Origin of the sequence: Gordoniibacillus kamchatkensis, from assembly GCF_000829455.1 — a bacterium.
In the GTDB taxonomy this organism is placed as follows: Bacteria; Bacillota; Bacilli; order Paenibacillales; family NBRC-103111; genus Gordoniibacillus; species Gordoniibacillus kamchatkensis.
This window is the reverse complement of sequence record NZ_JXAK01000015.1, coordinates 22,028-43,589: the sequence shown is the minus strand read 5'-3', so window position 1 is coordinate 43,589 and position 21,562 is coordinate 22,028. Positions and strand designations below refer to the sequence as shown.

Sequence of the window (21,562 nt, the reverse complement as noted above, 5' to 3'; positions counted from 1 at the left end):
AAATACAAAATGTATTCATCTTTGACGGCGATTCCGGGCATCCAAAGTAACCGATGCCAAAAAATTTCTCGTTGCTCGGTAATTAATTATTCCAATGGACAAAATAATGTGTTAAGATGATGTCCAAGGGAATAAATTCCATTCAAAGGGGTTGAAAGCATGGAACGGAAAGCGGTTACAGTCGGCATTATCGGCACCGGGTTTATGGGAAAAGCTCATGCGGAAGGGTATCAGCTGTTCGACATAACTGTCGGCATGTTTGCTTCGCGTACGCTCAAAAATGCGGGGTCTGCCGCTGAGCAGTTCGGCGTGGAGCGGTGGACGGACAATTGGCTGGAGCTGGTGCAAGATCCGCAAATCGATTGTGTCGACATCACGGTGCCCAACCACCTGCACTACGAAATCGCCATGGCCTGTATCAAGGCGGGCAAGCCGTTCCTGATTGAGAAACCGCTTGCACGCAACACCGAAGAAGGCGAAGAGATCGTAAGAGCGGCGAAAGAAAAAGGCATTGTCGCCGTCTATGCGGAAAATATGCGCTTCAAGCCGGCTCTCGTCCGCACCAAGCAGCTTGTCGACGAAGGGGCGTTCGGCAACATATTGATGCTGCGCTCGAACGAAATACATAACGGACCGTTCCACGCGCCGTGGTTTTGGGACGCCAAATTAACCGGAGGCGGTGCGGCGATCGATATGGGGATACACGGCGTCAACACGCTCGAATGGATCATGGGCTCGAAAATCAAGCGGGTATATGCCGAAACCGGAGTGCTCAAATGGAGCGAGCAATGCAAGAACGGCGCCGAAGATACGGCGATGGCCGTGCTTCGCTTCGAGAACGGCGGAATGGCCGAGCTGGCGATCAGCTGGGCAATTTCGGGAGGTATGGATGTGCGCCTCGAAGTATTCGGAACCGAAGGGACCGCTTACGTCAGCACGACTCACGAAGCCGGCGGACTTAAAATTTACAGCAACAAAGGCTACGGCAGGCCGCTCGAGGTGGAAGCAAGCCAGAAGCCGCATGTGGTCGATACGAAAGGGTGGAGCTTCCCGGCGCCTAAAGATGTTATGCAGCAAGGCCACGCGTTCGAGGTGAAACACTTCATCGATTGCGTCAGAGGGCTGGCGCAGCCGTCCAGCACGCTGGAGGACGGGCTTCGCTCTTTGGCCGTCATCGAGGCCATGTACGAGTCGGCAGCAAAAGGGATCGCCGTCGAACTGTAAGGAGCTGAGGACATGAGATGGATGACAAAATCAGAGCTGCGGGAGACCGCGTATATGTACACCTTTACCGCGCCTTGGATCATCGGATTTATTCAGTTTATCGGCGGTCCGATTGTCGTTTCGGGGTATTACAGCTTAACCAGATATGACATCGCCAACGCTCCGGTATTTATCGGACTGAAAAACTATATCGATTTGTTTCAAAACGAGCTGTTTTGGAAATCGGCCGGCGTCACTTTGTATTACACGCTCGTCGGCGTGCCGGCAGGACTGTTCATCTCGCTGCTTGCCGCCATGCTGCTCAACGTCGCCATTCCGGGCCAACGGCTCTTTCGGACTATTGTATATATGCCTTCGGTCGTCTCCGGCGTATCGCTTTCTCTGCTGTGGCTATGGCTGTTAAATCCAGACTTCGGCGCCGTCAACATGTTCATTTACAACGTGTTCCATGTCCAAGGGCCTGGGTGGCTGACAGATCAGAAATGGGTCATCCCGTCGCTCATCATGATGTCGTTCTGGACACTGGGCAATCATGTCGTCATCTATATCGCCGGTTTGAAGGGAGTGCCGGCCAATTTGTACGAAGCGGCGCAGATCGACGGCGCCTCGAAGCTGCGGCAATTTTGGAACATTACGGTGCCGATGGTTTCGCCGGTCACCTTGTTTCTGCTCATTACCGGCATTATCGGCTCTTTCCAGGTATTCGTGCAGGCGAGCGTCATGACCGACGGCGGACCCAACTACGCTTCTTACTTTTACGTGTACTATTTGTATCAACAAGCGTTCAAATCGTTTAATTTGGGCTATGCCTCAGCCATGGCGTGGATTTTGTTCGTGTTTGTCGGCGCCCTGACCTGGTTCATGATGAAGCTGTCGGGCAAATGGGTCCATTACGAAGGGGGAGAACAATAATGCCGAGCGGCACCGCCTCAGTTCGGCCGAATATGCGGGCCTCGTATTACGGTTCGATGAAAACTCGCGAAACAACGGTGAAAGTGTTGGCGTTCCTCCTTCTAGTATGCATCTGCCTGGTGATGATTTTGCCCTTATACATCATGCTCAGCACGGCGCTCAAAACAAAGCAGGAAATGTTTCTCGTTCCGCCGACGTGGATTCCGAACGAAATCGTCTGGCACAATTTCGTGGACGCCATGAAGTCCAAGCCGTTCGGCCGCTATTTTACCAACACGACGATGTTCTCCGTCTTCGGTACGTTCGGAGAAGTGCTTGTCTCGTCCGTCGTCGCTTACGGCTTTTCCCGCTACAAGGGGATAGGGCGCAACGCTGTGTTTATGATTTTGCTCTCCACGATGATGATCCCGTACCCCGTCATCATGATTCCGCAATTCGTGCTGTTCAAAACGCTCGGCTGGACGAACACGTACTTGCCGCTGCTGATCCCTTCTTTGTTCGGGTCCGCTTACATCATCTTTTTGCTGCGGCAATTTTTCAATACGCTGCCGATGGACTTGTTTGAAGCGGCGAGACTTGACGGGTGCAGCGAATTCAGAACGTATTGGAACATCGCCCTGCCTTTGTGCCAGCCGGCGATTGCCAGCGCTGCGATTTTCGGCTTTATGTGGCGCTGGAACGAATATTTACAGCCATTGATTTATTTGAATTCGGACACCAAGTATACGCTTTCAATCGCGCTCGCCTCGTTCCGGTCGATGTATTCCGTCGTGCCGTGGAACTTGCTCATGGCGGCGTCGCTTGTAGCCGTTTTGCCGCCCGTGCTGCTCTTCTTCCTCGCGCAAAAATATTTCGTCCAGGGCATTGTCGTCTCCGGACTGAAATAGCAGCGACAACCGAAGGGAGGGGATGCCTGGCAACGATAGCAAGGAGCATGCTGCGCAAGGTTAAAGGTCAAATGGCACAAATTCCGGGGAGGTTATTCAATGTCAAAGAAGTGGCTTGGTATTGCAATGAGTTGTTTGTTGCTGATGGCATTAGTGCTTCAAGCTTGCTCCAGCGGCAGCAGTAATAGCAGCGGCGCGGATGCTGGCAAACCGGCCTCGGGCGGCGGGAATGCGGCGTCCGGTTCCAAATCTGAGCCGGTAACCGTTACGCTTCTCAACGCTCAATCCGACGGAATTCGCGAAAAGTTTTTTGCCGAGACGGTCATACCGGAATTCGAGAAACAAAATCCGGGCATCAAATTGGAAGTCATCAACACGCCCTACGAAGAGTTCGATTCCAAAATGTCTACGCTGGTCGCAGCCGGAACACCGCCCGATGTGTGGAGCCACTGGGGACATAGCGGATTTGTCGATTACATGACCCGCAAACTGACTTTGGACCTGACCCCCTACATGAAAGATCTCGGCAATCCGAACATTGGGGATTCCACGTTGAAAGTGTATAACATCGACGGCAAGCAGTACGGCATTCCGCTTTCCATTTTCCCCAGCATGGTGTATTACAACAAAGATTTGCTGCAGAAAGCCGGCGTGCAAATTCCGAATTACAAATACGGCGATCCGGAATGGACGTGGGATAAGCTGGTCGCTACGCCAAGCAGGTGGCCAAAGATTACGGCAAACCGACCGCCGTTTACGGATTTACGTGGAATATGGGCACGCATATGGCGACGTACAGCTGGGATAGAGGCTTGGACATTTTCCAGGACGGGTACAAAACCGGCTTCCTGGATAAGGCCGATCTGACGGATCCGAAGTTCGTGAGCGCGGTGAAATGGTACCAAGACTTGATATTTAAAGAAAAAATAACGCCGACGATCGCGATTAACGATGCCCTGTCCAAAACCGGCGATCCGATGCTGACGGGGAAACTGGCTTTCGACCTGAACGGGGCGTGGAAGCTGGCGACTTACAAAAACCAGAAGTTTAATTTTGGCGTCTTGCCGATGCCGCTCGGACCAGCGGGGACGTCCACGCCGTTTACGTATATCGATCCGCTCATGATTTCTTCCAAATCGAAGCACCCGGATGCGGCCTGGAAGTTCGTCAAGTACATGGTGTCTCCGGAAGTGCAGAAGAAGTGGGCGACCGTCACAGGCTATCCGCCGGCCGACTCCGAAGCGTACAAAGAGTGGCTGAAGCAGTTCGGCGACCAAGTCGATCTCGGTTACTTGACCCAGGTTGTTCAAGATTCGATCGCGCACGGCAAAGAATCTCCGAACCATCTCATTGCCGGGTACGCGGAAGTGACGTCGTTCATGAAAAACGAGCAGCAGCAAATTTTCACGAACGGGGAAGACCCGGCGAAAGTGCTGCCGGACATGAATACGAAATTCAACAAGCTGCTGCAGCAAATTAAAGATAAAGCAGGCGCGGGCAAATAAAGTTTTGCGGCGATGGCGGGGGAGACCGGACCGCTCCGGTCTTCCTTATGCCAGGCAGCGCTTGCCTCCCAATCAAATAAGGAAGAAGTGGAGATTATGAAGCTTTCTATTGGAGGGTTTTCGTTCTTCAATTCCATGAATGCCGGTACGATGGACTTGTTCGGTTATTTGGAATCGGTCAAATACCGGTACCGCTTGAACGCCGCCGATTTGTGGAACGGCCAGTTCGGCAGAGACGCGTCGAACCAAATCGTCCTGCCCGATGACGATGCGGTGAAAAAAATTCGTGCGGCCTTGGACGAGAGACAGCTCATCGTCCCCAATATCGCCATCGACAGCGCCCATCTCATCGATGCGGACCCCGGCATGACGGATAAGCTGTATCAAAACGCTTTGGCAAATATGCGCGTGGCGGAAATGCTGGGCGCGAAAACGGTCCGCATCGATTTTTGCACGGCGAAAACGTCCGAAATCAGCGAGCGGCAATTCGAATACATCGTCGGCAAATACCGGGAGCTGTGCGACAGAGCTGCGGCTGGCGGCTATTTCGTCGGTCCGGAAAATCATATGGGGGCGGCGCTCGATCCGTATTTGCTCAAACGAATCGCGGAGGCGGTCGATCACCCCAATTTCGGCATATTGCTGCATCTCGGACGGTGGAATCCGGATCAGGTGCACGTCGGCGACAAACTGGTAGCCCCTTGGGTCGTGCATACGCATGTCGACACGAAAACGGCCGCAGCCGAGGAGAATGCCCTTGCTTCCTTGAAAGCACTGCATCAAGCGGGATACGACGGTTATTGGGCAGTCGAACATAACGCCAAAGACAACCAGTACGAGGAAATCGAATGGATGCTGGCGGCTGTGAAGAAGCTGCTCCGTACAGCGGAACGAAACAATTAACGGGGAGGGACCGGCATTCCATGGCACCGATTCGAATAGCTATTATTGGAGTAGGACTCATCGGGAAAGTTCACTTGGACAATTATGCGAAAATTGCCGGCGCCGACATCGTCGCGGTATGCGACGTCAACGAGGAAGAGGCGCGGGCAGTAGCCGCAACATACCATATTCCTCACGTATATACGGACTACCGGGAGCTGCTGAAGCGGGACGATATCGATGCCGTGGACGTATGCCTGCACAACAATTTTCATGCGCCGGTTTCCATTGCCGCCATGCAGGCGGGAAAGCACGTGTACTGCGAAAAGCCGATTGCCGGAACGTATGCGGACGGCAAAGCGATGTGCGATGCGGCTAAAGCAACCGGACGCATGCTGCACATTCAGCTGGGCACGTTGTACCGCAAAGAAACGAAAGCGGCAAAAGCGCTTATCGAGGACGGCCGGCTGGGCAAGCTCTATCATGCGAGGTCGACCGGACACCGCCGGCGGGGCCGGCCTTTTGTCGACGGCTACGGCACCAAGTTTTTCACAAGGAAGGAGTCCGCGACCGGGGGAGCCGTTCTGGATATGGGCGTCTACCATATCGCGCAGCTGCTTTACTTGCTCGGCAATCCCGAAGTGAAGCGCATTACCGGTAAAGTGTACCAAGAGATGGACATGGACGAAGCGAGGCGCCGGGAGAGCGGGTTTGACGTGGAAGAGCTTGGAACAGGATTCGTGACGATGGCAGACGGCATCACGATGGACATCATTGAAGCGTGGTCGATTCATCTCGGCCCGTTTGAAGGCTCCAGCATTGCCGGATCGCTCGGCGGCATTCGTCTTCCGGCTTACTCCAATTCAAGCGCCGCAGGGAACGGGTTCAGCTTCCATTCCACCATCAGCGACATCGATTTTGACAGCTATCCGGATTTAAACGCGATGGATATTCGCTGGAACCGCCTGCGGGACAATCAGGACGCGTACGAATCGTCGCAGCACCATTGGATCGCTGCCCTGCAAGGCCGGGTGGAGCTGCTGCCTACGGCGGAATTGGCGTTGCAAACGATGCTGATCAGCGAAGGGATTTATTTGTCCGACCGGCTCGCCCGCGAGGTGACGGCTGAAGAAGTCATAGCGAATTCTGAAGCGAAGGGGTGCATGTAAATGAACTATGACTCATTACTGAATCCGTATCCTTCACAGCGAATGACGACTTATGCCAGGGGTGGCATGGTCACCACCGCCCAGCCGCTTGCCGCGCAAGCAGGACTGGACATGTTGAAGAAGGGCGGGAATGCGATCGATGCGGCGATTGCCACGGCAGCTTGTTTGACTGTCGTTGAACCGAATTCCAACAGCATCGGAGGAGACTCTTTCGCCTTGGTGTGGACGGACGGCAAGCTGCATGGGCTCAATGCGAGCGGGCCTTCTCCGGCGGCGATGAACCTCGCTTATTTTCAGGAGCATGGCTACCAATCGATCCCTGCTTACGGGGTATTGCCGGTTACCGTGCCGGGCACTCCCGCCGCTTGGGCGGCATTGTCGGAGCGTTTCGGCCGCCTGCCGCTTGCCGACGTGTTGCAGCCGGCTATCGAGTATGCCGAACGCGGATTTCCGGTCTCTCCGACGATCGGCAAATATTGGGACCTCGGCTTCCGCAACATAAGCGCTCTGAACGATGCTCTGTTCGAGCCTTGGCTGCGCACGTTCGCCCCGCAAGGAAGAGCGCCGTTCATAGGGGAAATGTGGCGCTCGCCCGATCACGCCGCAACGCTGCGGTCCATTGCCGAGACGAACGCCGAGTCGTTCTATCGCGGAGAGCTGGCGGAGCGGATCGACGCCTTTTACCGCGAGAACGGCGGATTTTTAAGGAAAGAGGACTTGGCTGCCTATAAACCGGAATGGGTCGACCCCATTCACGTACATTTTCGCGGCTATGACGTGTGGGAAATACCGCCGAACGGCCAAGGCTTGATCGCCCTCATCGCCCTCAATATTTTGAAGGGGCTTGATTTTGACGCCAAAGATACGGTGGAAACCTATCACAAGCAGATTGAGGCGGTCAAGCTCGCTTTTGCCGACGGGCTCCGCTTCATCACCGATCCGGCCTGCATGGACGTGACGGTCGAGCAGCTGCTGTCGGAAGCTTACGCGCAGGAGAGACGAAGCCTCATCCAGCAGCAGGCGCTGCTGCCGGAAGCCGGGGAGCCGCAAAAAAGCGGCACCGTCTATTTGGCGGCCGCCGACGGAGAAGGCAACATGGTTTCGTTCATTCAAAGCCATGCCGGCGATTTCGGCTCGGGCATCGTTATACCGGGAACCGGCATCTGCATGCAGAACCGGGGCACGGGCTTTTCCCTCGACCCGTCTCATCCGAACGTCGTTGCCCCGGGTAAAAAGACGTACCATACGATCATTCCCGGCTTTATTACGAAGGACGGCGAGGCCGTCGGGCCGTTCGGGGTCATGTGCGGTTCGATTCAGCCGCAAGCGCACGTGCAAATCGTCATGAATGCGATTCAGTTCCGGCTCAATCCGCAGGCGGCGCTGGACGCTCCCAGATGGCGCTGGATCAAGGAAAAAATGATTGAAGTCGAGCCGCAGTTCCCGGACCATATCGCACAGGCGCTGGCCAGAAAAGGGCATATCGTGCAGCGCGCGCTCGATTCCGGCATGTTCGGCCGCGGGCAAATCATATGGCGCGATCCCGCTTCCGGCGTGCTGGCGGGGGGAACCGAGCCGAGAGCCGACGGAGCCGTGGCGTCCTGGTAATCGATGAATTTGTCTCCTGGTGATGCGAAAGCGGCAGCGGGTGCCTTCGTTTACTGTGCAAACGTTGTCCTTTCGTATCGTCGTCCCACGCGAGATGGTATAATGGCTTAAAGTCAAAAAAAGGGAATCAGGAGATCTATATGGAGAAACTCGGCAATCAGCAGACGATGCGGGAAATCAACAAATCGCTTTTGCTGCATTTGGTATATCAGGACGGGCCTATTTCGCGAGTGGATTTATCCAGGCGGACCAAGCTCAGTCCGACAACGGTATCCGTACTGATTGACGAAGCGATCAGAGACGGCGTCATCTACGAATCGGGAACGAGCGGAACCGGGGTCGGCCGCAAGATGACGATGCTCAGCATAAAGGAAGACAGCGGCTACGTATTGGGGATCGACCTCTCCAACTCGCCGTCCCACTGCGTGCTGCTGAACATGAGAGGGAAAATTGTCGCGACGCAGCCTCTCAAGCGCATGATCGGCGAGGAAACGATTCGGGGCGAGCTTGTCGAGCTCATTCGCGATTTCGCCAAAAAGCAGAACATCGAGTTAACGTCGATCAAATGGATGGGCGTTTCCGTTCCGGGAAGAATTACGGCGGATCAAAAATTCGTCTCTTCCACGTACCTTGAAGTCGAGAATATGCCGTTAAAGGACATTTTATACGAGGCGTTCCGTATTCCGGTCCATTTGGTGAACGACCTGGATGCGGCCGGCTTCGCCGAGCGTTTTAGCGGTGCGGCGTTAGGGCATCAAACGATCGTCTACATTTTGATCGATTACGGCATCGGCGCCGGTCTTGTGCTGAACAACCAAATTTATCGGGGAAGCACGGGCAGGGCCGGGAGAGTCCGCGAGTTTTTCGGCTACAGCACGGGCGATTTGGCAAGCCGGTTGACCAGGCTTTATCCCGACACGTTTCGGTCGGCGGTCCCGGAAGAAACGATCCGGCAGTTTATCCGGCTAGGTTTGCAAGGGACCGAACCGTTTGCATCGGAAATGCGCAGCATCATGAAGCGGATCGCCAAATATTGCGGCGACATGCTGATGCTGCTGAACCCAGAGCAGTTGATTTTAAGCGGTTGGATCACGACCGACGAGCAGTTTTTCCGCGAGCTTGTCGATCTGATTCATGAGCATGAAGACAACTGGACGAATACTCCGATCGCAATTTCGTATTGGAAGGAGTTCGGCGCAGCTATCGGTGCGGCGACGCTCGGACTGCACCAAATGTTCAAAGTCAAAACGGTTGAGTAGAGATGAACGGGAATGAGGCTGATGCGGATTGGACAAACGTAAGCTCGTTCAACCTTATGCGGAGCTCGCCTGGGCTCTGCTGAAAACCGGCATTTTGGGGTACGGAGGCGGCCCTTCCGTTATCCCTCTGATCCGATATGAAGCGGTACAGCGGTACCGCTGGCTTACGGACGACGAATTTGGCGAAATTTTGGCGCTGGCGAACGCATTGCCTGGACCGATCGCGACCAAAATCGCCGCATATTTGGGTTACAGCCAAAAGAAAGCGCTGGGTGCCGCGGTAGCGGTCGTCGCGCATATACTTCCTTCCACAATCTGCATGATCGCGTTGCTTTCCGCCGTACATCTGTTTAGCCAGAGCGCCATTGTCCAGGGCATTATTGCGGCGGTTGTGCCGGTCATCGCGGTCATGCTCGGCATGATGGCCTACGAATTTGCCGAACGTGCCGTGAAAGGGCTCGGCAAACCGCTCGGCTTTGCCTGTTTCGTCGCAGCGTTTGCCTTGCTGCAGGTCGTGCATCTTCATCCGGCTCTCGTCATCGTCCTGTTTCTCGGCTACGGCGCCGCTCACTATAGGACGGCGGCCTGGCTGACGGCGAAAAGGCAGCGCATGCGGCGGCAAAGAGCGGAAAGAAACGGGGATTACTCCGCATGAACTGGATTGAGCTCTTGATCGGTTTTTTCGTTGCCAATGTGCTCGGCTACGGCGGAGGGCCTTCCTCCATTCCGCTTATGTATCAGGAGATCGTTACTCATTATCGGTGGTCCACCGATACGGACTTTTCCAACATGCTTGCTTTGGGCAACGCGCTGCCCGGTCCGATCGCAACCAAAATCGCGGCTTTTGTCGGCTTCGGGTTCCGGATTATGGGGAATAATCGTTGCTTTGCTCGCCACGGTTGCCCCTTCCGCCATCGCGCTTATATGGCTGCTGAAAGTGCTGCGGCGCTATCGGAATTCCCCGGTTGTCAAAGGCATGACGCTGTTGGTGCAGCCTGTCATCGCGGTCATGATGCTATTTCTCACGTGGCAAATGGGAGGCAGTTCCCTGCATGCGATAGGCATAGGGCAGTCGATCGGCATTGCCGCAGCCGCCTACTGGCTTATGGGGGTAAAGAAGGTACATCCCGCTCTCGTGATCGTTGCCGCTTTTGCGTACGGCGGTTTTGTCTTGTCCGTATTCCATGCATAGCCATCGAAAATGAAGCCGTTTGCGGTGGTGAAGGAGTGAGCTATGAATTTTAGTCTTGGCAGTGAACGAGCGGTGGTCGGCGTCGATGTCGGAGGCACGAAAATTGAAATCGGCGCCGTTCTCGGCGATGGAACGGTCCTTTGCTCCAAACGATATAGTATGGACCGAAGCTCGCAGGAAGCCACCGTCTCATCGGTTATTGACGCTCTCCGCGACTTTATGGGCACAACGTGGCCGGGGGCGAAGCTTCCCGCTATCGGGATCGGTCTTCCCGGCGACATCGATCCGCAGCGGGGAGTGTGGCTTCGCTCTTTGAACATGCGCATCTCGCAGCCTGTCGAGTTGGCGCATCTGGTGCGCGTGCAATACGGATGTCCGGTATTTGTCGATAACGACGTGCATGCGGCGACGCTGGCCGAACTTTACTGGGGAGCGGGAAGAGATTCCGAAAGCTTCGTATACGTCAATATCGGAACCGGCATCGCCGCAGGCATCGTATCGAATGCCCGGCTGCTGCGGGGGACGTCCAATTTTGCCGGCGAAATCGGGCATATGGTCGTGGAACCCGAGGGCGAACCGTGCCATTGCGGGCATGCCGGCTGCCTGGAAAATGTTGCTTCCGGAGGAGGCATGATCCAAAGCGCGATCAAGCAAATGGAGCGGTACCCGCACACGGTGCTGCGGCAATTCCGTGAGGAAGACCGGCTTAGTTCCAGTACGATTTTTCGGGCGGCGGAAGACGGGGACGAGCTGGCTGCGGCTATTGCCGGGAGAGCGTTGCGGGGCCTCGGGATCGCTATGGTGAATATCGTCAATTTGCTGGATCCGGAGCAGCTTATTTTCGGCGGGGGAGTGCTCCGCAGCCGGAAGCTGATCGCATACTTGGAGGAATATGTATCCCGCTATGCGCTCGCGGGCAATCGGGCATCGCTCAAAAGCGTCCGCGCCTCCAGCCTCCCCGTAGATCAGGTCGGGCTGCTGGGGGCGGCGTGCCTGGCGTTCAATCAAGAGGAGGTGAACTGAAGCATGCCGATCCTTGCCGTGAAAACCAGCGAGTTTGACGCAGCAGCCGCACAACTCGCCGTAGATCAAATCCGCATGAAACGAAACAGCGCTATCGGCTTTGCGACGGGGAATACGACGAACGGCTTTCACCGGGCGCTGGCTCGAAAAATCATCGAAGAGAACGTGGACGTGTCGCAAATTACCGCATTCAATCTCGATGAAACGGTCGGACTGCCGGACACTCATCCGTCCCGGGGCATTTGCCGCTTAAAGGAGCAGCTGTACGATCCGATCGCGCTTGAGCCCGGGCAAATCCGGTATTTTACCGGGACGACGGGGGATTTGGAGCAGGAATGCCGGGATTTTGAAGCGGCCATTGCGCGAGTCGGGGGCATCGATCTGCAATTTATCGGCATTGGCACGAACGGGCATATCGCCTTTTGCGAGCCGGGCACCCCGTTTCATTCCGGCTGCCATGTCGTGCAGCTTAACGGTTCGCAGCGGGAATCGATCCGAGCCAAGTTTCATTTTGCATCGCTGGATGAAGTGCCCAGTAAGGGGCTGACGATGGGGATTAAGACGATCATGCACGTCAAGCATGCCGTACTTATGGCCAAAGGGAGCGACAAGGCCGATATCGTGCGAACCGCCTTATTCGGTCCGGTGACGACGGAAGTGCCGGCATCCGTTTTGCAGCTTCATCCGAACTTGACGGTATTGCTGGACGAGGCCGCTGCCGGGCAAGTGATGTAGCATCATTGGGATGGACGGGAAACAGGGGTTTCCCGTCTTTTTTGCTTATTAACGTTCGTCCGCTCTGCGGCACCCCGCGTTGTACCGCATAGGCTCGCTGCGGTTTTAGCGACACCTTACTGCTTTATTAAAGGGAAATCCTCCATCCAATTTGACTGTAATAACGTTTAAGGAGGAATTAACCGGAAATCCTCCATCAAAAATTGCGATTAGGTGGTTAATTAATCAAAAATAACCAAAATAACAGGATGTTTTCCCGTTATACGGAGAGAAAAGCAATCAATCAGAACATTTATCAGGACATTTTCCTTTTAATCAAAATAATCCAGCATACCGCGCGCCAACTCATAACGGACAACCCTTTCTCCCTTGCCGCGATATGAAGGGGACAGCCAGCCTTTTGTACACAGCTTTTTCAGCATCAGGACCGCTGTCTTGTGATCGATTTCAAAATGACATGCTACATCCTTCGGTCGGATTGGCCCGGCCAATTGGATCGCAAGTCGTATAATCTCTTTCTCCGCAAGCAGCGCGCGGGAGATTGGCGTCTGGCTAGGCTGATACCGGCTCAGCACTGTGCGCAGCAACGTGATGCACAGGTCGGGGCGCTGTTCGACGTCGTCGTAAGCAAAAGAAATGACGTTATACCCCATCGTGTGGAGGAACGTTTCGCGGTTCAACTCGTTGCAGTATTTTTGCCGGTCCATGTCCCGTACATGCGTGGCGAAGCCTTTGATTTCAAACAAAAGCTTCACGAATCCCGGAAGCCAAGCGAAATCGGCAAAATAAGATCTGCCCCGCCAATCGAGTACTTCGTATTCCGGATGAAGATCTTCGAAACTTCCCCGGAGGGGCCACCAAACGTTTCTGAGGAACAGCGCTTCACCGTGCAGATGCCCCCTTTCCAGCCGGCCCCTGCGCTCTCCTGTCCTGCTTTCGAGATGATGACGGATAAATGCGTCGTGCGCTTCTGCAAAAGTCACTTTTTCATCTCCCTCCAACAAAATAGAAAACGTCCCGTTTCCACTCATCGGAATGGAACGGGACGTTCTTCGTCACTTGTCTTTCATTATATGGGAAAAATATGAACATAACCAGCCCAGTTGGTTCAATCGTTATTACCAAACGTAATTTATTTCCGCCACGGGGGTTGACACGACAGGTGTATTAATCGTATAGTACACGTATAAAGTGTATGAACTACATAGTACATACACTTGCTACGATCAAGCGAACCTAGGAGATGGGCTCATGAAGGTTACGTTCAATAACCGGGATCCGGTTTATTTGCAGGTCGTCCGGTACTTCAAGCAGGAGATCGCAACCGGCAGGCTGCAAGCGGGCCAAGAGATCCCGTCGCGGCGGGAGCTGGCGGGAGCTCTCCACATTAATCCGAACACCGCGCAGAAGGCCTATAAGGAAATGGAGGAACAAGGGTTGATTCGAACGGAAGGCAATTCCCCAAGCCGGATTACGACGGATGAGCGCGTGCTCAGCTCGCTTCGCGAAGAGCTCATTTTGGATGCGGTTCATACGTTCGTATCTTCGATCAAGACGATCGATGTGCCTGTAGACGAGCTGCTGCACATCGTGAAAGAGGTTTACGCCAAAGAACGTTCCAAGGAGTAGGGGGATAACGAGATGATCGAAGTGACATCGGTTACGAAGAAATACGGCCGCAAAAAAGTGCTCAGCGGCGTCAGCTTCACCGCGGATAAAGGGCAAATCTCGTGCCTGATCGGCATTAACGGGGTGGGCAAGTCGACCATCATGAAAGCCATTATGGGGCTTACGCCCATTCAAGGCGGCCGCATCCTGATCGACGGACAGCCGATCGATAAACACCTTTACGAGAAAGTGGCATTCATTCCCGATACGATCATCATGCCTCCGCAGATGACGATCGGCGAAGCGCTGCTCTTTATGAAGGACTTTTACGCCAGATGGAATGAGGGGCGGGCGGAAGAGCTGCTGTCGTTCTTCAAGCTGAACCGGGATGACCGGATCTCCGACCTGTCGAAGGGCAACGCAGCCAAGACCAACATGCTGCTCGGTCTGGCGCTGGATGTGGATTACTTGCTGATGGACGAACCGTTTTCCGGCATCGATATGTTCAGCAGGGAGCAGATCGCGAACGTGTTCACCAGCCATCTCATCGAGGATCGGGGCGTGCTCATCACGACTCACGAAATCCACGATATCGAGCATCTGATCGACAAAGCTGTGCTGCTGGACCGGGGCACGGTACTCAAGGAATTCCTTACGGAGGAGCTCCGCTTATCCGAAGGCAAATCCGTTGTAGACGTCATGAGAGAGGTGTACCAGACATGAATCGTTATTTGAAGCTGCTCCATTATGAGCTATTTCGCATCCGGAAGCTGTACGCCGCACTATTCGCGCTGACGCTGCTGCTGCAATTCGCCGGAATCTTTCTGTTTGCTCATTCTTATTTGAACCAGGTCCGCGAGGCGATGTTTACCGAATCGATCAGTGCGGCCGACTATGCGGCCAAATACGGGCCGACCAGCTTTTATCGCTACACGACCGGCAGTTTGTTCTTTACTGGGCCCATTGCCATCTGCGCCTCGGCGCTGCTGCTCTATGTATTCCTTATCTGGTATCGGGACTGGCTCGGAAAAAATATGTTCATTTACAGGCTGCTCATGATACCCGCCTCCCGCATGAGCGTCTATTTGGCCAAGCTGACCGCGATTCTGCTGCTGGTGTTGGGGCTCGTCGCATTCGAGCTGCTCATTCTTCCGCTGCAAAACGCGGCGTTCAACGGGTATGTTCCAAGCGATCTGAGGTACTCGTTCTCCATACCCGACATAGTGGCAACCCATCCGCTCCTGAAAATATTGGTGCCGAATCGTATCGGCGACTTTCTGTTGTATTACGGGGCCGGACTCGCCGGAGTTATCGTTGTCTTTACAGCGATTCTCTTTGAACGAAGCTTCCGGTTCAAAGGGGCGATCGGCGCCGTCGTGTACGGTGCGGCAACCGTGCTCATCTTCGTTTTGCCTGCGTTCGTGGCGGAAAGCGCGTTTCCGAACTATTTGTACCCGCGAGAACTATGGTGGATGGAGCTGGCCATCGGCTTCCTGATCGGATGCGGATCGCTCGGACTCAGCTCATATTTGATCAAAAACAAAGTGACGGTGTAGGAGGCTACCACGATGAAACGGTATTGGTTATCGATATTGCTTGCGCCCCTCATTGTAGCCGGAGTCGGCTCGTATTACGTGCAGGCTGCGGCGAACCGGCTGCCTGAGTTCGTGCTGCAGCAGCAATCCGGCGATGGACGGGCGGCGGACGGAGTGACCTTGCGGGGGTCGTACGGCAACCGGGAAATGAGAGAAACGGTCTCTATCGATGCGCAAGGAAGCGAATATAGCCGGGAGCGCCACTTGTTTCAAAAGCTCGGTATCGATTGGAGCGGCACGCAGCTCGGTTCGCTGATCGAAAGTTATCCCCAATTCATGCGGGGAAAGCGGGAGATCAGATCATTATACGAGGATGATGCGCGGGTTGCGTACGCCAATGTCGAACGAAACAAAGAAGCAAACAAGAGGAATTTTCGTTTCGCGGTCTCGGTGCTCGACAAAAAGCAGCAGCGTACGGTTTCCTACGAAGCGGCAGTGCCGGACGGAGAACGGTACGAGCTTATTCTCGTCAACGATGTGCTGGCCGCAGGGGAACAGCTTAAAGTTGTAACGGTCAATTATTTGAAAAACAAACCTGCGGAAATCCACATGTACACGCTGGGCCTGCAAAGCGGGCAAACACCCGCAGATCGAACGCTGCCGTACGACAATACGGGAACACCGGGAATCGAAACGGTTCTGAAACCGCAAACCATCTCGAAGCCAATGGGGCCAGGCAAGTATGCGGTCGTCTACGCCGCCCTGGTGAAGAAAATTCAAGATGCCCGCGGCGGTTATCGTTCCGATGAGGTGGGGGGACGATTGTTTGTGTACGATGTGGAGAGCGGCCGGGAAGTGAAGGTCGATTCGAAGGAAATCGGAGATTTCTTGAGCGGCAGCCGTGAGGGACTGATGCAAATCGAGGTTGCGGGCGATTCGATTTTCTTCGCCAAGAGCAACAAACAAACCGGTCAAGAGATAAAGGCGATTCAGTACGATATTGCCGCTGCCAAGTCCGCAGTATACTCGTTGCACCCTGGCTCCAAGCCGCGCTCGATGGAGATCAAAGGCGGACGCTTGTACATGGTGACCGGCTCTGACAAGGATGGCCCCCATTCGCCCTCGCTCCTCATTGCCGATATGAAGACAGGCAGCACGATCTACGAAGGAAAGATCGCTCTCGCAGAACCGGATCGTTATCCCGAGGAGACGCTCGACAATTTAGATATATACAGTTTATCCGTAAAATAGCCGCCAAGAGGACGGGAGGCCATGGACTCGCAGGCATTGGCAGTCATTTTGAAGGAATATGAAGGCTACTGCTATCAAATTGCGTACTACTTGCTGCAGAGAGAAAACAGTGCGGCCGATGCGGCGAAAAAAGCGCTGCTGGAGCTCGCGCGGACGCCCGGCTTCTTGACGGAGCCGGCAGCGGAGCGGCGGCAGCGCGCGAAACGGGCGGCGATCAAGCATGCGCTGACGGTCGGTTGAACCTGATCCGCGGGAAACAAGGATGCCGCTGGCGGATTTCGATGGATTTTGCCGCGTATAAATCATCTCCCGGTTGGAATAATACTTTGAGTAATAAATGCCTAAAGAGGAGATGATTTCCAATGCAACTTGCTGCCCACGAAGCCCACGAATTAAACGAATTGCTGCTGAGCTGCACGAATTCCATTCAGTCGATGGCTCTGTTCCTGAATCAGGCTACAGATCCCGAGCTACGCGACATGATCGCACGGCATTATCCGGCCCACATTCAGGATTACAACATGAAGGTGGAATTCGCGAAACAAACGATGGGGTCCCGGGATCAGCTGAACGTCCCGGAGCTGCAAATGGCGGCGGGCATGCCGCCGGCCCAGCAGCAATATCCTGCTTTTCAGCCGCAGGTGAAGCTATCGCAGTTGGACGACAGATCGATCGCGACTTCGTACTTATTGACGCTGAAACGGTCTGGCCGCGATTATGCGTGGGGAGCTTTCGAATGCTCGACGCCGCAGCTTAGGGCTTTCCTGGAGGACGCTTTCCGGATGTGCTCCCATCAGGCGTACGAGGTATGGGCGTACATGGCGCGCAAAGGCTGGTATCCTGTAGCCATGGCCCAGCCGGGCGTCATGCAGACGCTCGGCCAAATTTACCAAGAGGTCCCGTATCAGCAACCGATGAACGTGTATCAATAGCAAGGCGAAGGTGACGAATCAAGTCCGCGGATATCGCGGGCTTTTTTCGTTTTTAAAATGAATTGGTCAATCTCTCTTCATGTTCTTGAAAAGCCCAAGAGCAAGAGCCCGTTGAATATGTCGGACAAGAACACTGCGGATACTCCGAGAGGACAACAACCAAATCCCTATTAGGGCTCTGCTATCGCAGGGAATCGTGGGCCAGCATCCAATCCAGCGTTTCGCGGATAGCACTCTCTACAGGAAGGTGCGGCACATAACCGGTTACTTCGGTTAATCGGCCAGTATTATAGATACGATGACGTGTGTAGTGGCGTTGATCCGGATTCTCGCGGATAAAATGCTGTACAGCAACCGATTCAAAATGAAGCGGAACATTCAGCATCTCCGCGACGATCTCGTAATAGCGCCGTGTCGTCACGCAATCCGGACCGGTGCAATTGAACAACTGCCCGAAGCTTTCCTCCATGCACGCGATATGCGCGATGCAAAGACCAACTTCACGATTCCATACGGGTTGGATCAGGAGTTGGCCTTCCGCTAGCAAGCGCAAGCCGCTGCCCTCGCGGATCATTGTCGGAATACCGGGATGCCGGCCGAGCACCTGGTCGGAGCCCAGCCCCTTGCCCGCCCCCAAAATGTGCGGCGGCCGAAGCACGGTTACAGGAAACCGGGATTCGTTCCAAGCTTCAAGGAATACAGTCTCGCAGTCCAGCTTTCCTGCGGAATAAGGGGTATCCCGATGGGTCAATGCCGATTCCCGGATCGGAAGGGTGGTTTCGCTGCTGGAGGCGTATACATAATCCGTGCTTATGAACACATAATGACCGCATGCTTCACGAAAGATGCGGACTGCATGTGCCGCGTCCTCACCTTGATAACCGGAACAGTCGACCACGAGATTATAGGTACGGTTTCCCAAAGCCTTCATTAGCTCATCAGCGTTTGTACGATCTGCTTGAATGAACTTATACCGCTCGGACGATTGGATTTTTCGACCTCTGCTTAGAACGGAAATATCCACCACGGCCCGCCCCAGTTCTTCGGCGATAGCGGAGCCCAGAAACCCTGTTCCTCCAATGATTAAAGCAGTTTGAACCATCGCAATCACTCCTTTTCTATTATTATAAATCCCTGGTACTTTCCATTACTATAAATAATATTCGAGACTTTCCCGCAAACATTCTCAACAAGCCGCAGGTCTCCGACCGGGCACAAGTATTCTCGTCATAAAGCGGAGGCAAAACCTCCGGTTTTTCTTATCCGATATCGGTCGATGGGACTGCATGTACAAGAACTGGAAAAAAAGGCATATGTTCCCCCTCCAAACGATAAGCCGGAAGCGAATCGATTAGCATAGGGCTACAGAATCGTCGCCCGCATCAGAATGAGGAGGGATGATCCCATGTGGAAGCCGTATTGGATTCGGCGCATTTTGACAGCCGTGCTGCTCGCGGTGCTGGCGTTGCCGGCCGTTTCTGCCGCCGATCCGGCGTCTCCGTTGGAGCTGCAATGCGTGGCCGACCAACGCGCGGTCGACAAAGGCGGCCATGTCGGCATGCACATCTTGTATCATTATGTGAGCAACAAGAGCATGTCGAAAGCCTGGGTTAAAGTGAAGGTGCCGGACAGTCTGGACATTGTCGACACGGCGGGGGCAGTGTGGGAAGCGGACAAAGGAACGCTGACGTGGAATTTGAAAGATCTGAACAACAACGGGGCCGATGTCATTCATTTTAACCTGAAGGTGAAGGCGGACGCCGCGGCAGGCGAAGCCCAAGTGGCGTGCACCGGTGGCATGGACGGAGGGCTCGCCGTGCAAAGCCCTGCGATCGAAATCAGGCTGGGCACGGAAATCGATCAGCCGGTGTTTAACGGGTATCCCGACGGCGGATTTCATCCGGCCTCGAACTTGACCCGCGCGGAAACGGCTGCGATCGTATCGAGGCTGGCTGGCTTGCCGGAAGCGAAAACACCTTACATTTATAACGATGTGCCGGCTTCGCATTGGGCATACTCGTATGTGCAAAAAGTTACAGCCGCAGGCTATATGAACGGCAGCGGCGGTGCGTTCCGGCCCGACGATCCGATTTCTCGCGGTGAATTCATCGTTCTTATGCTTCGGGTGCGGGGCATAACGCCGTATCCGCTAAACGGCTTCAGCGATACGAAAGGCCACTGGGGGCAGCTTGCCGCCGGCACGGCGAAAGCGCTCCGGTATGTGGACGGAATCGGGGGCGACAAGGCGAATTTGGACAGCGCGATCGAGCGGGAAGCGGCGGCTAAGCTGCTGTGCATCATGTTCCTGCGCGGCCAGCTTACGGACGGCGCGATCGCCGTCATCCAGCATTGGCCGGACGTGCCGAAAAGCCGCTGGTCGTTCGGCTGGGTCGAAGAGTTGTCGATGGTGGCGCACGAGTCCTCGTCGCAGGAGCCGTTCGTGGAGCGTCTGATTCGCTACTTGCCGGATCGGACTCAGCCGTTCTGATCTTGTAAAAGCTAGCCGGCTGCCGCTGAAGCGGCAGCCGGTTTCGCTATCGGCGGCCGGCGGTGCCAAAATCGGTGCAATATTCTTCCATCGGATCGTCCGCGTGCGCAAGTGCAGGGCGGAACGTCTTCTTGCGCCTGAAGCGCCCCCGTCTTCGCCACGTAGAAAGCGAACTGCTCGATTTGGGCATAAGGCTGGCCCGACCTTGCGCCGTCGTCCGCCAGCTTCTCGCTAACCTCGAACCATTCGCCCACCGTTTGAAAATGAACCCAATAAAAATGCGTCTCCTCCCGGCAAGGCATCGCCGTCCGGTGCGAGCGGGGCCGACATTTCGCCGCGCTCTTGATTTTACATGATTTTAATTGACAGATTGTGAACTGGGTCGATGGAATTGATATAGAAATCATTGAATCTTTATTTTACGAAATGTCTAAGATGTGTTATGTTATGTGATAATGTTCCTATTTCATATGTTGAGGTGTTCGATTGTGTTGCCGATTCAGAGAAGGCAGGCTCTACTCGATTATTTGATCCGCCACGGTGGGGGTTCGATTAAAGAGTTCAGCGACCAGTTCGGCGTTTCCGAGATGACAATTCGTCGCGATCTTGAACTGCTGGAACAGCAAGGAGATGTCGTTCGTTCCCATGGGGGAGCCATGTACGCCGATAAATTGTTGAAAGAGCCGGCGTTGCGCGATAAGCTGGCGAAGAACGCCGATGTGAAGGAGAAACTTGCGGCTTATGCCGCCGAGCGGTTTATTTCCGACGGAGATGTCCTTATTGTGGAAGGCGGGACGACCGTATCGAAGATGGCTTCCTATATCAAGCATTCGCAACTGACGCTGATGACGAACGGATTAGATGCTCTCCAGCAGCTGAGGGCGGTGGCGGGACGTCACACCGTGCTATGCTGCGGCGGCGTGCTGCGTGAGCCTTCGGGCACATTCGTCGGTCCGGTGGCAGAGTCGTTTTTCGCCCAGTATCATGCCCGCACTACATTCCTGTCCGCACTTGGCTTCACGGTGGATGCGGGGTTCACCGATCCGAACCTGATGGATACGCAAGTGAAGAAGGTGATGATCCAGTCCGCCGCGAGAACGGTAATGCTGCTTGACTCTTCCAAATTCGGCAGCCGGTCGTTCGCCACGGTTGCCCGCCTGGACGAAGTGTCGGTGCTCGTGACGGACAGCGGAGTGCCGGAATACGTACGCACCGCTTGCGAGTCGGCAAATGTAGAACTGCATGTGGTGTAAAGTCGGATGAAGGCAATCTCTTTGCGTCTGTTTGGACGCGAAGAGATTTTTTTGTAGTCGAGTGTGTTCATATATGTTATATTATGAGAGATAATGATA

Annotated in this window: 23 protein-coding genes and 1 pseudogene; 21 read left to right on the top strand and 3 right to left on the bottom strand. The window is 54.6% G+C overall.

Annotated features, from left to right (window positions below):
• The first annotated feature begins 159 nt into the window (after positions 1 to 159).
• From SD70_RS10580 to SD70_RS10520, 13 genes and pseudogenes are all read left to right on the top strand, one after another.
• Positions 160 to 1,224 (top strand): Gfo/Idh/MocA family protein, encoded by a 1,065-nt coding sequence (locus tag SD70_RS10580; protein WP_041047541.1) that lies wholly within the window; start codon positions 160 to 162, stop codon positions 1,222 to 1,224.
• A gap of 12 nt (positions 1,225 to 1,236) precedes the next feature.
• Positions 1,237 to 2,136 (top strand): carbohydrate ABC transporter permease, encoded by a 900-nt coding sequence (locus SD70_RS10575; protein WP_231571145.1) that lies wholly within the window; start codon positions 1,237 to 1,239, stop codon positions 2,134 to 2,136.
• Positions 2,136 to 3,023 (top strand): carbohydrate ABC transporter permease, encoded by an 888-nt coding sequence (locus SD70_RS10570; protein ID WP_231571144.1) that lies wholly within the window; start codon positions 2,136 to 2,138, stop codon positions 3,021 to 3,023. The genes SD70_RS10575 and SD70_RS10570 overlap by 1 nt, the downstream gene beginning before the upstream one ends.
• A gap of 144 nt (positions 3,024 to 3,167) precedes the next feature.
• Positions 3,168 to 3,890 (top strand): ABC transporter substrate-binding protein, encoded by a 723-nt coding sequence (locus SD70_RS39215; protein ID WP_197080989.1) that lies wholly within the window; start codon positions 3,168 to 3,170, stop codon positions 3,888 to 3,890.
• The gene (locus tag SD70_RS39210) at positions 3,797 to 4,528 is read left to right on the top strand and encodes a sugar ABC transporter substrate-binding protein (RefSeq protein WP_082053255.1); all 732 of its coding nucleotides are present in this window, start codon (positions 3,797 to 3,799) and stop codon (positions 4,526 to 4,528) included. Before SD70_RS39215 ends, SD70_RS39210 begins: the two co-directional genes overlap by 94 nt.
• Before the next feature lie 96 nt (positions 4,529 to 4,624).
• Positions 4,625 to 5,431, top strand: coding sequence for a sugar phosphate isomerase/epimerase family protein (locus tag SD70_RS10555; protein WP_041047539.1), 807 nt, complete (start codon positions 4,625 to 4,627; stop codon positions 5,429 to 5,431).
• 20 nt (positions 5,432 to 5,451) lie between these two features.
• Positions 5,452 to 6,579 carry a Gfo/Idh/MocA family protein gene (locus SD70_RS10550; protein WP_041047538.1) on the top strand — a complete coding sequence of 376 codons (1,128 nt, stop codon included), beginning with the start codon at positions 5,452 to 5,454 and terminating at the stop codon, positions 6,577 to 6,579.
• A complete protein-coding gene (locus tag SD70_RS10545; protein ID WP_041047537.1) occupies positions 6,580 to 8,187 on the top strand; it encodes a gamma-glutamyltransferase family protein in 1,608 nt (535 codons plus the stop codon). It begins immediately after the preceding gene.
• Positions 8,188 to 8,327: 140 nt separating this feature from the next.
• A complete protein-coding gene (locus SD70_RS10540) occupies positions 8,328 to 9,446 on the top strand; it encodes an ROK family transcriptional regulator (protein ID WP_041047536.1) in 1,119 nt (372 codons plus the stop codon).
• 28 nt (positions 9,447 to 9,474) lie between these two features.
• Positions 9,475 to 10,101: a chromate transporter gene (locus SD70_RS10535; RefSeq protein WP_041047535.1), complete on the top strand. Its 627-nt coding sequence runs from the start codon at positions 9,475 to 9,477 to the stop codon at positions 10,099 to 10,101.
• Positions 10,098 to 10,638, top strand: a pseudogene (locus tag SD70_RS10530) (chromate transporter). The gene SD70_RS10535 and the pseudogene SD70_RS10530 overlap by 4 nt, the downstream one beginning before the upstream one ends.
• Before the next feature lie 42 nt (positions 10,639 to 10,680).
• A complete protein-coding gene (locus SD70_RS10525; protein WP_082053254.1) occupies positions 10,681 to 11,661 on the top strand; it encodes an ROK family protein in 981 nt (326 codons plus the stop codon).
• Positions 11,662 to 11,664: 3 nt separating this feature from the next.
• Entirely contained in the window at positions 11,665 to 12,396 is a 732-nt protein-coding gene (locus SD70_RS10520) for a glucosamine-6-phosphate deaminase (RefSeq protein ID WP_041047533.1), read from the top strand.
• 311 nt (positions 12,397 to 12,707) lie between these two features.
• Here SD70_RS10520 and SD70_RS10515 read toward each other — a convergent pair whose 3' ends face one another.
• Positions 12,708 to 13,379 carry a hypothetical protein gene (locus tag SD70_RS10515; protein WP_041047532.1) on the bottom strand — a complete coding sequence of 224 codons (672 nt, stop codon included), beginning with the start codon at positions 13,377 to 13,379 and terminating at the stop codon, positions 12,708 to 12,710.
• Between the two features lie 268 nt (positions 13,380 to 13,647).
• Here SD70_RS10515 and SD70_RS10510 point away from each other — a divergent pair, with 268 nt between their 5' ends.
• The 6 genes from SD70_RS10510 to SD70_RS10485 all read left to right on the top strand — a co-directional run bounded on the left by SD70_RS10510 (position 13,648) and on the right by SD70_RS10485 (position 17,722).
• A complete protein-coding gene (locus SD70_RS10510; protein ID WP_041047531.1) occupies positions 13,648 to 14,025 on the top strand; it encodes a GntR family transcriptional regulator in 378 nt (125 codons plus the stop codon).
• A gap of 12 nt (positions 14,026 to 14,037) precedes the next feature.
• Positions 14,038 to 14,727, top strand: a complete 690-nt coding sequence (locus SD70_RS10505; RefSeq protein ID WP_041047530.1) for an ABC transporter ATP-binding protein — start codon at positions 14,038 to 14,040, stop codon at positions 14,725 to 14,727.
• Entirely contained in the window at positions 14,724 to 15,560 is an 837-nt protein-coding gene (locus tag SD70_RS10500; RefSeq protein WP_041047529.1) for a hypothetical protein, read from the top strand. Before SD70_RS10505 ends, SD70_RS10500 begins: the two co-directional genes overlap by 4 nt.
• Before the next feature lie 12 nt (positions 15,561 to 15,572).
• Complete coding sequence (locus SD70_RS10495) at positions 15,573 to 16,790, top strand: hypothetical protein (RefSeq protein WP_041047528.1); 1,218 nt, start codon at positions 15,573 to 15,575, stop codon at positions 16,788 to 16,790.
• Positions 16,791 to 16,811: 21 nt separating this feature from the next.
• Positions 16,812 to 17,030 carry a hypothetical protein gene (locus SD70_RS10490; protein ID WP_052487273.1) on the top strand — a complete coding sequence of 73 codons (219 nt, stop codon included), beginning with the start codon at positions 16,812 to 16,814 and terminating at the stop codon, positions 17,028 to 17,030.
• A 122-nt stretch (positions 17,031 to 17,152) separates the two neighbouring features.
• On the top strand, positions 17,153 to 17,722 hold the full coding sequence (locus SD70_RS10485; protein WP_041047527.1) for a spore coat protein: 570 nt from the start codon (positions 17,153 to 17,155) through the stop codon (positions 17,720 to 17,722).
• A gap of 181 nt (positions 17,723 to 17,903) precedes the next feature.
• On the opposite strand, the gene SD70_RS10480 is transcribed toward SD70_RS10485, so the two are convergent.
• Complete coding sequence (locus SD70_RS10480; RefSeq protein WP_041047526.1) at positions 17,904 to 18,824, bottom strand: NAD-dependent epimerase/dehydratase family protein; 921 nt, start codon at positions 18,822 to 18,824, stop codon at positions 17,904 to 17,906.
• A gap of 303 nt (positions 18,825 to 19,127) precedes the next feature.
• Here SD70_RS10480 and SD70_RS10475 point away from each other — a divergent pair, with 303 nt between their 5' ends.
• On the top strand, positions 19,128 to 20,210 hold the full coding sequence (locus SD70_RS10475) for an S-layer homology domain-containing protein (RefSeq protein WP_041047525.1): 1,083 nt from the start codon (positions 19,128 to 19,130) through the stop codon (positions 20,208 to 20,210).
• Between the two features lie 11 nt (positions 20,211 to 20,221).
• On the opposite strand, the gene SD70_RS10470 is transcribed toward SD70_RS10475, so the two are convergent.
• Positions 20,222 to 20,464, bottom strand: a complete 243-nt coding sequence (locus SD70_RS10470) for a hypothetical protein (RefSeq protein WP_156157970.1) — start codon at positions 20,462 to 20,464, stop codon at positions 20,222 to 20,224.
• Positions 20,465 to 20,698: 234 nt separating this feature from the next.
• Between SD70_RS10470 and SD70_RS10465 the strand changes: the two genes are divergently transcribed.
• Entirely contained in the window at positions 20,699 to 21,463 is a 765-nt protein-coding gene (locus SD70_RS10465) for a DeoR/GlpR family DNA-binding transcription regulator (protein WP_197080988.1), read from the top strand.
• The last annotated feature ends 99 nt before the right edge of the window (positions 21,464 to 21,562 follow it).

What these genes read in the sequence shown, in the direction of transcription:
- SD70_RS10520 (WP_041047533.1), top strand. Translation starts at nt 11,665, where the DNA reads ATGCCGATCCTTGCCGTGAAAACCAGCGAGTTTGACGCAGCAGCCGCA.
- SD70_RS10500 (WP_041047529.1), top strand. Translation starts at nt 14,724, where the DNA reads ATGAATCGTTATTTGAAGCTGCTCCATTATGAGCTATTTCGCATCCGG.
- SD70_RS10545 (WP_041047537.1), top strand. Translation starts at nt 6,580, where the DNA reads ATGAACTATGACTCATTACTGAATCCGTATCCTTCACAGCGAATGACG.
- SD70_RS10485 (WP_041047527.1), top strand. Translation starts at nt 17,153, where the DNA reads ATGCAACTTGCTGCCCACGAAGCCCACGAATTAAACGAATTGCTGCTG.
- SD70_RS10525 (WP_082053254.1), top strand. Translation starts at nt 10,681, where the DNA reads ATGAATTTTAGTCTTGGCAGTGAACGAGCGGTGGTCGGCGTCGATGTC.
- SD70_RS10570 (WP_231571144.1), top strand. Translation starts at nt 2,136, where the DNA reads ATGCCGAGCGGCACCGCCTCAGTTCGGCCGAATATGCGGGCCTCGTAT.
- SD70_RS10575 (WP_231571145.1), top strand. Translation starts at nt 1,237, where the DNA reads ATGAGATGGATGACAAAATCAGAGCTGCGGGAGACCGCGTATATGTAC.
- SD70_RS10555 (WP_041047539.1), top strand. Translation starts at nt 4,625, where the DNA reads ATGAAGCTTTCTATTGGAGGGTTTTCGTTCTTCAATTCCATGAATGCC.
- SD70_RS10540 (WP_041047536.1), top strand. Translation starts at nt 8,328, where the DNA reads ATGGAGAAACTCGGCAATCAGCAGACGATGCGGGAAATCAACAAATCG.
- SD70_RS10475 (WP_041047525.1), top strand. Translation starts at nt 19,128, where the DNA reads ATGTGGAAGCCGTATTGGATTCGGCGCATTTTGACAGCCGTGCTGCTC.
- SD70_RS10580 (WP_041047541.1), top strand. Translation starts at nt 160, where the DNA reads ATGGAACGGAAAGCGGTTACAGTCGGCATTATCGGCACCGGGTTTATG.
- SD70_RS39210 (WP_082053255.1), top strand. Translation starts at nt 3,797, where the DNA reads ATGGGCACGCATATGGCGACGTACAGCTGGGATAGAGGCTTGGACATT.
- SD70_RS39215 (WP_197080989.1), top strand. Translation starts at nt 3,168, where the DNA reads ATGGCATTAGTGCTTCAAGCTTGCTCCAGCGGCAGCAGTAATAGCAGC.
- SD70_RS10505 (WP_041047530.1), top strand. Translation starts at nt 14,038, where the DNA reads ATGATCGAAGTGACATCGGTTACGAAGAAATACGGCCGCAAAAAAGTG.
- SD70_RS10490 (WP_052487273.1), top strand. Translation starts at nt 16,812, where the DNA reads ATGGACTCGCAGGCATTGGCAGTCATTTTGAAGGAATATGAAGGCTAC.
- SD70_RS10550 (WP_041047538.1), top strand. Translation starts at nt 5,452, where the DNA reads ATGGCACCGATTCGAATAGCTATTATTGGAGTAGGACTCATCGGGAAA.
- SD70_RS10480 (WP_041047526.1), bottom strand. Translation starts at nt 18,824, where the DNA reads ATGGTTCAAACTGCTTTAATCATTGGAGGAACAGGGTTTCTGGGCTCC.
- SD70_RS10495 (WP_041047528.1), top strand. Translation starts at nt 15,573, where the DNA reads ATGAAACGGTATTGGTTATCGATATTGCTTGCGCCCCTCATTGTAGCC.
- SD70_RS10510 (WP_041047531.1), top strand. Translation starts at nt 13,648, where the DNA reads ATGAAGGTTACGTTCAATAACCGGGATCCGGTTTATTTGCAGGTCGTC.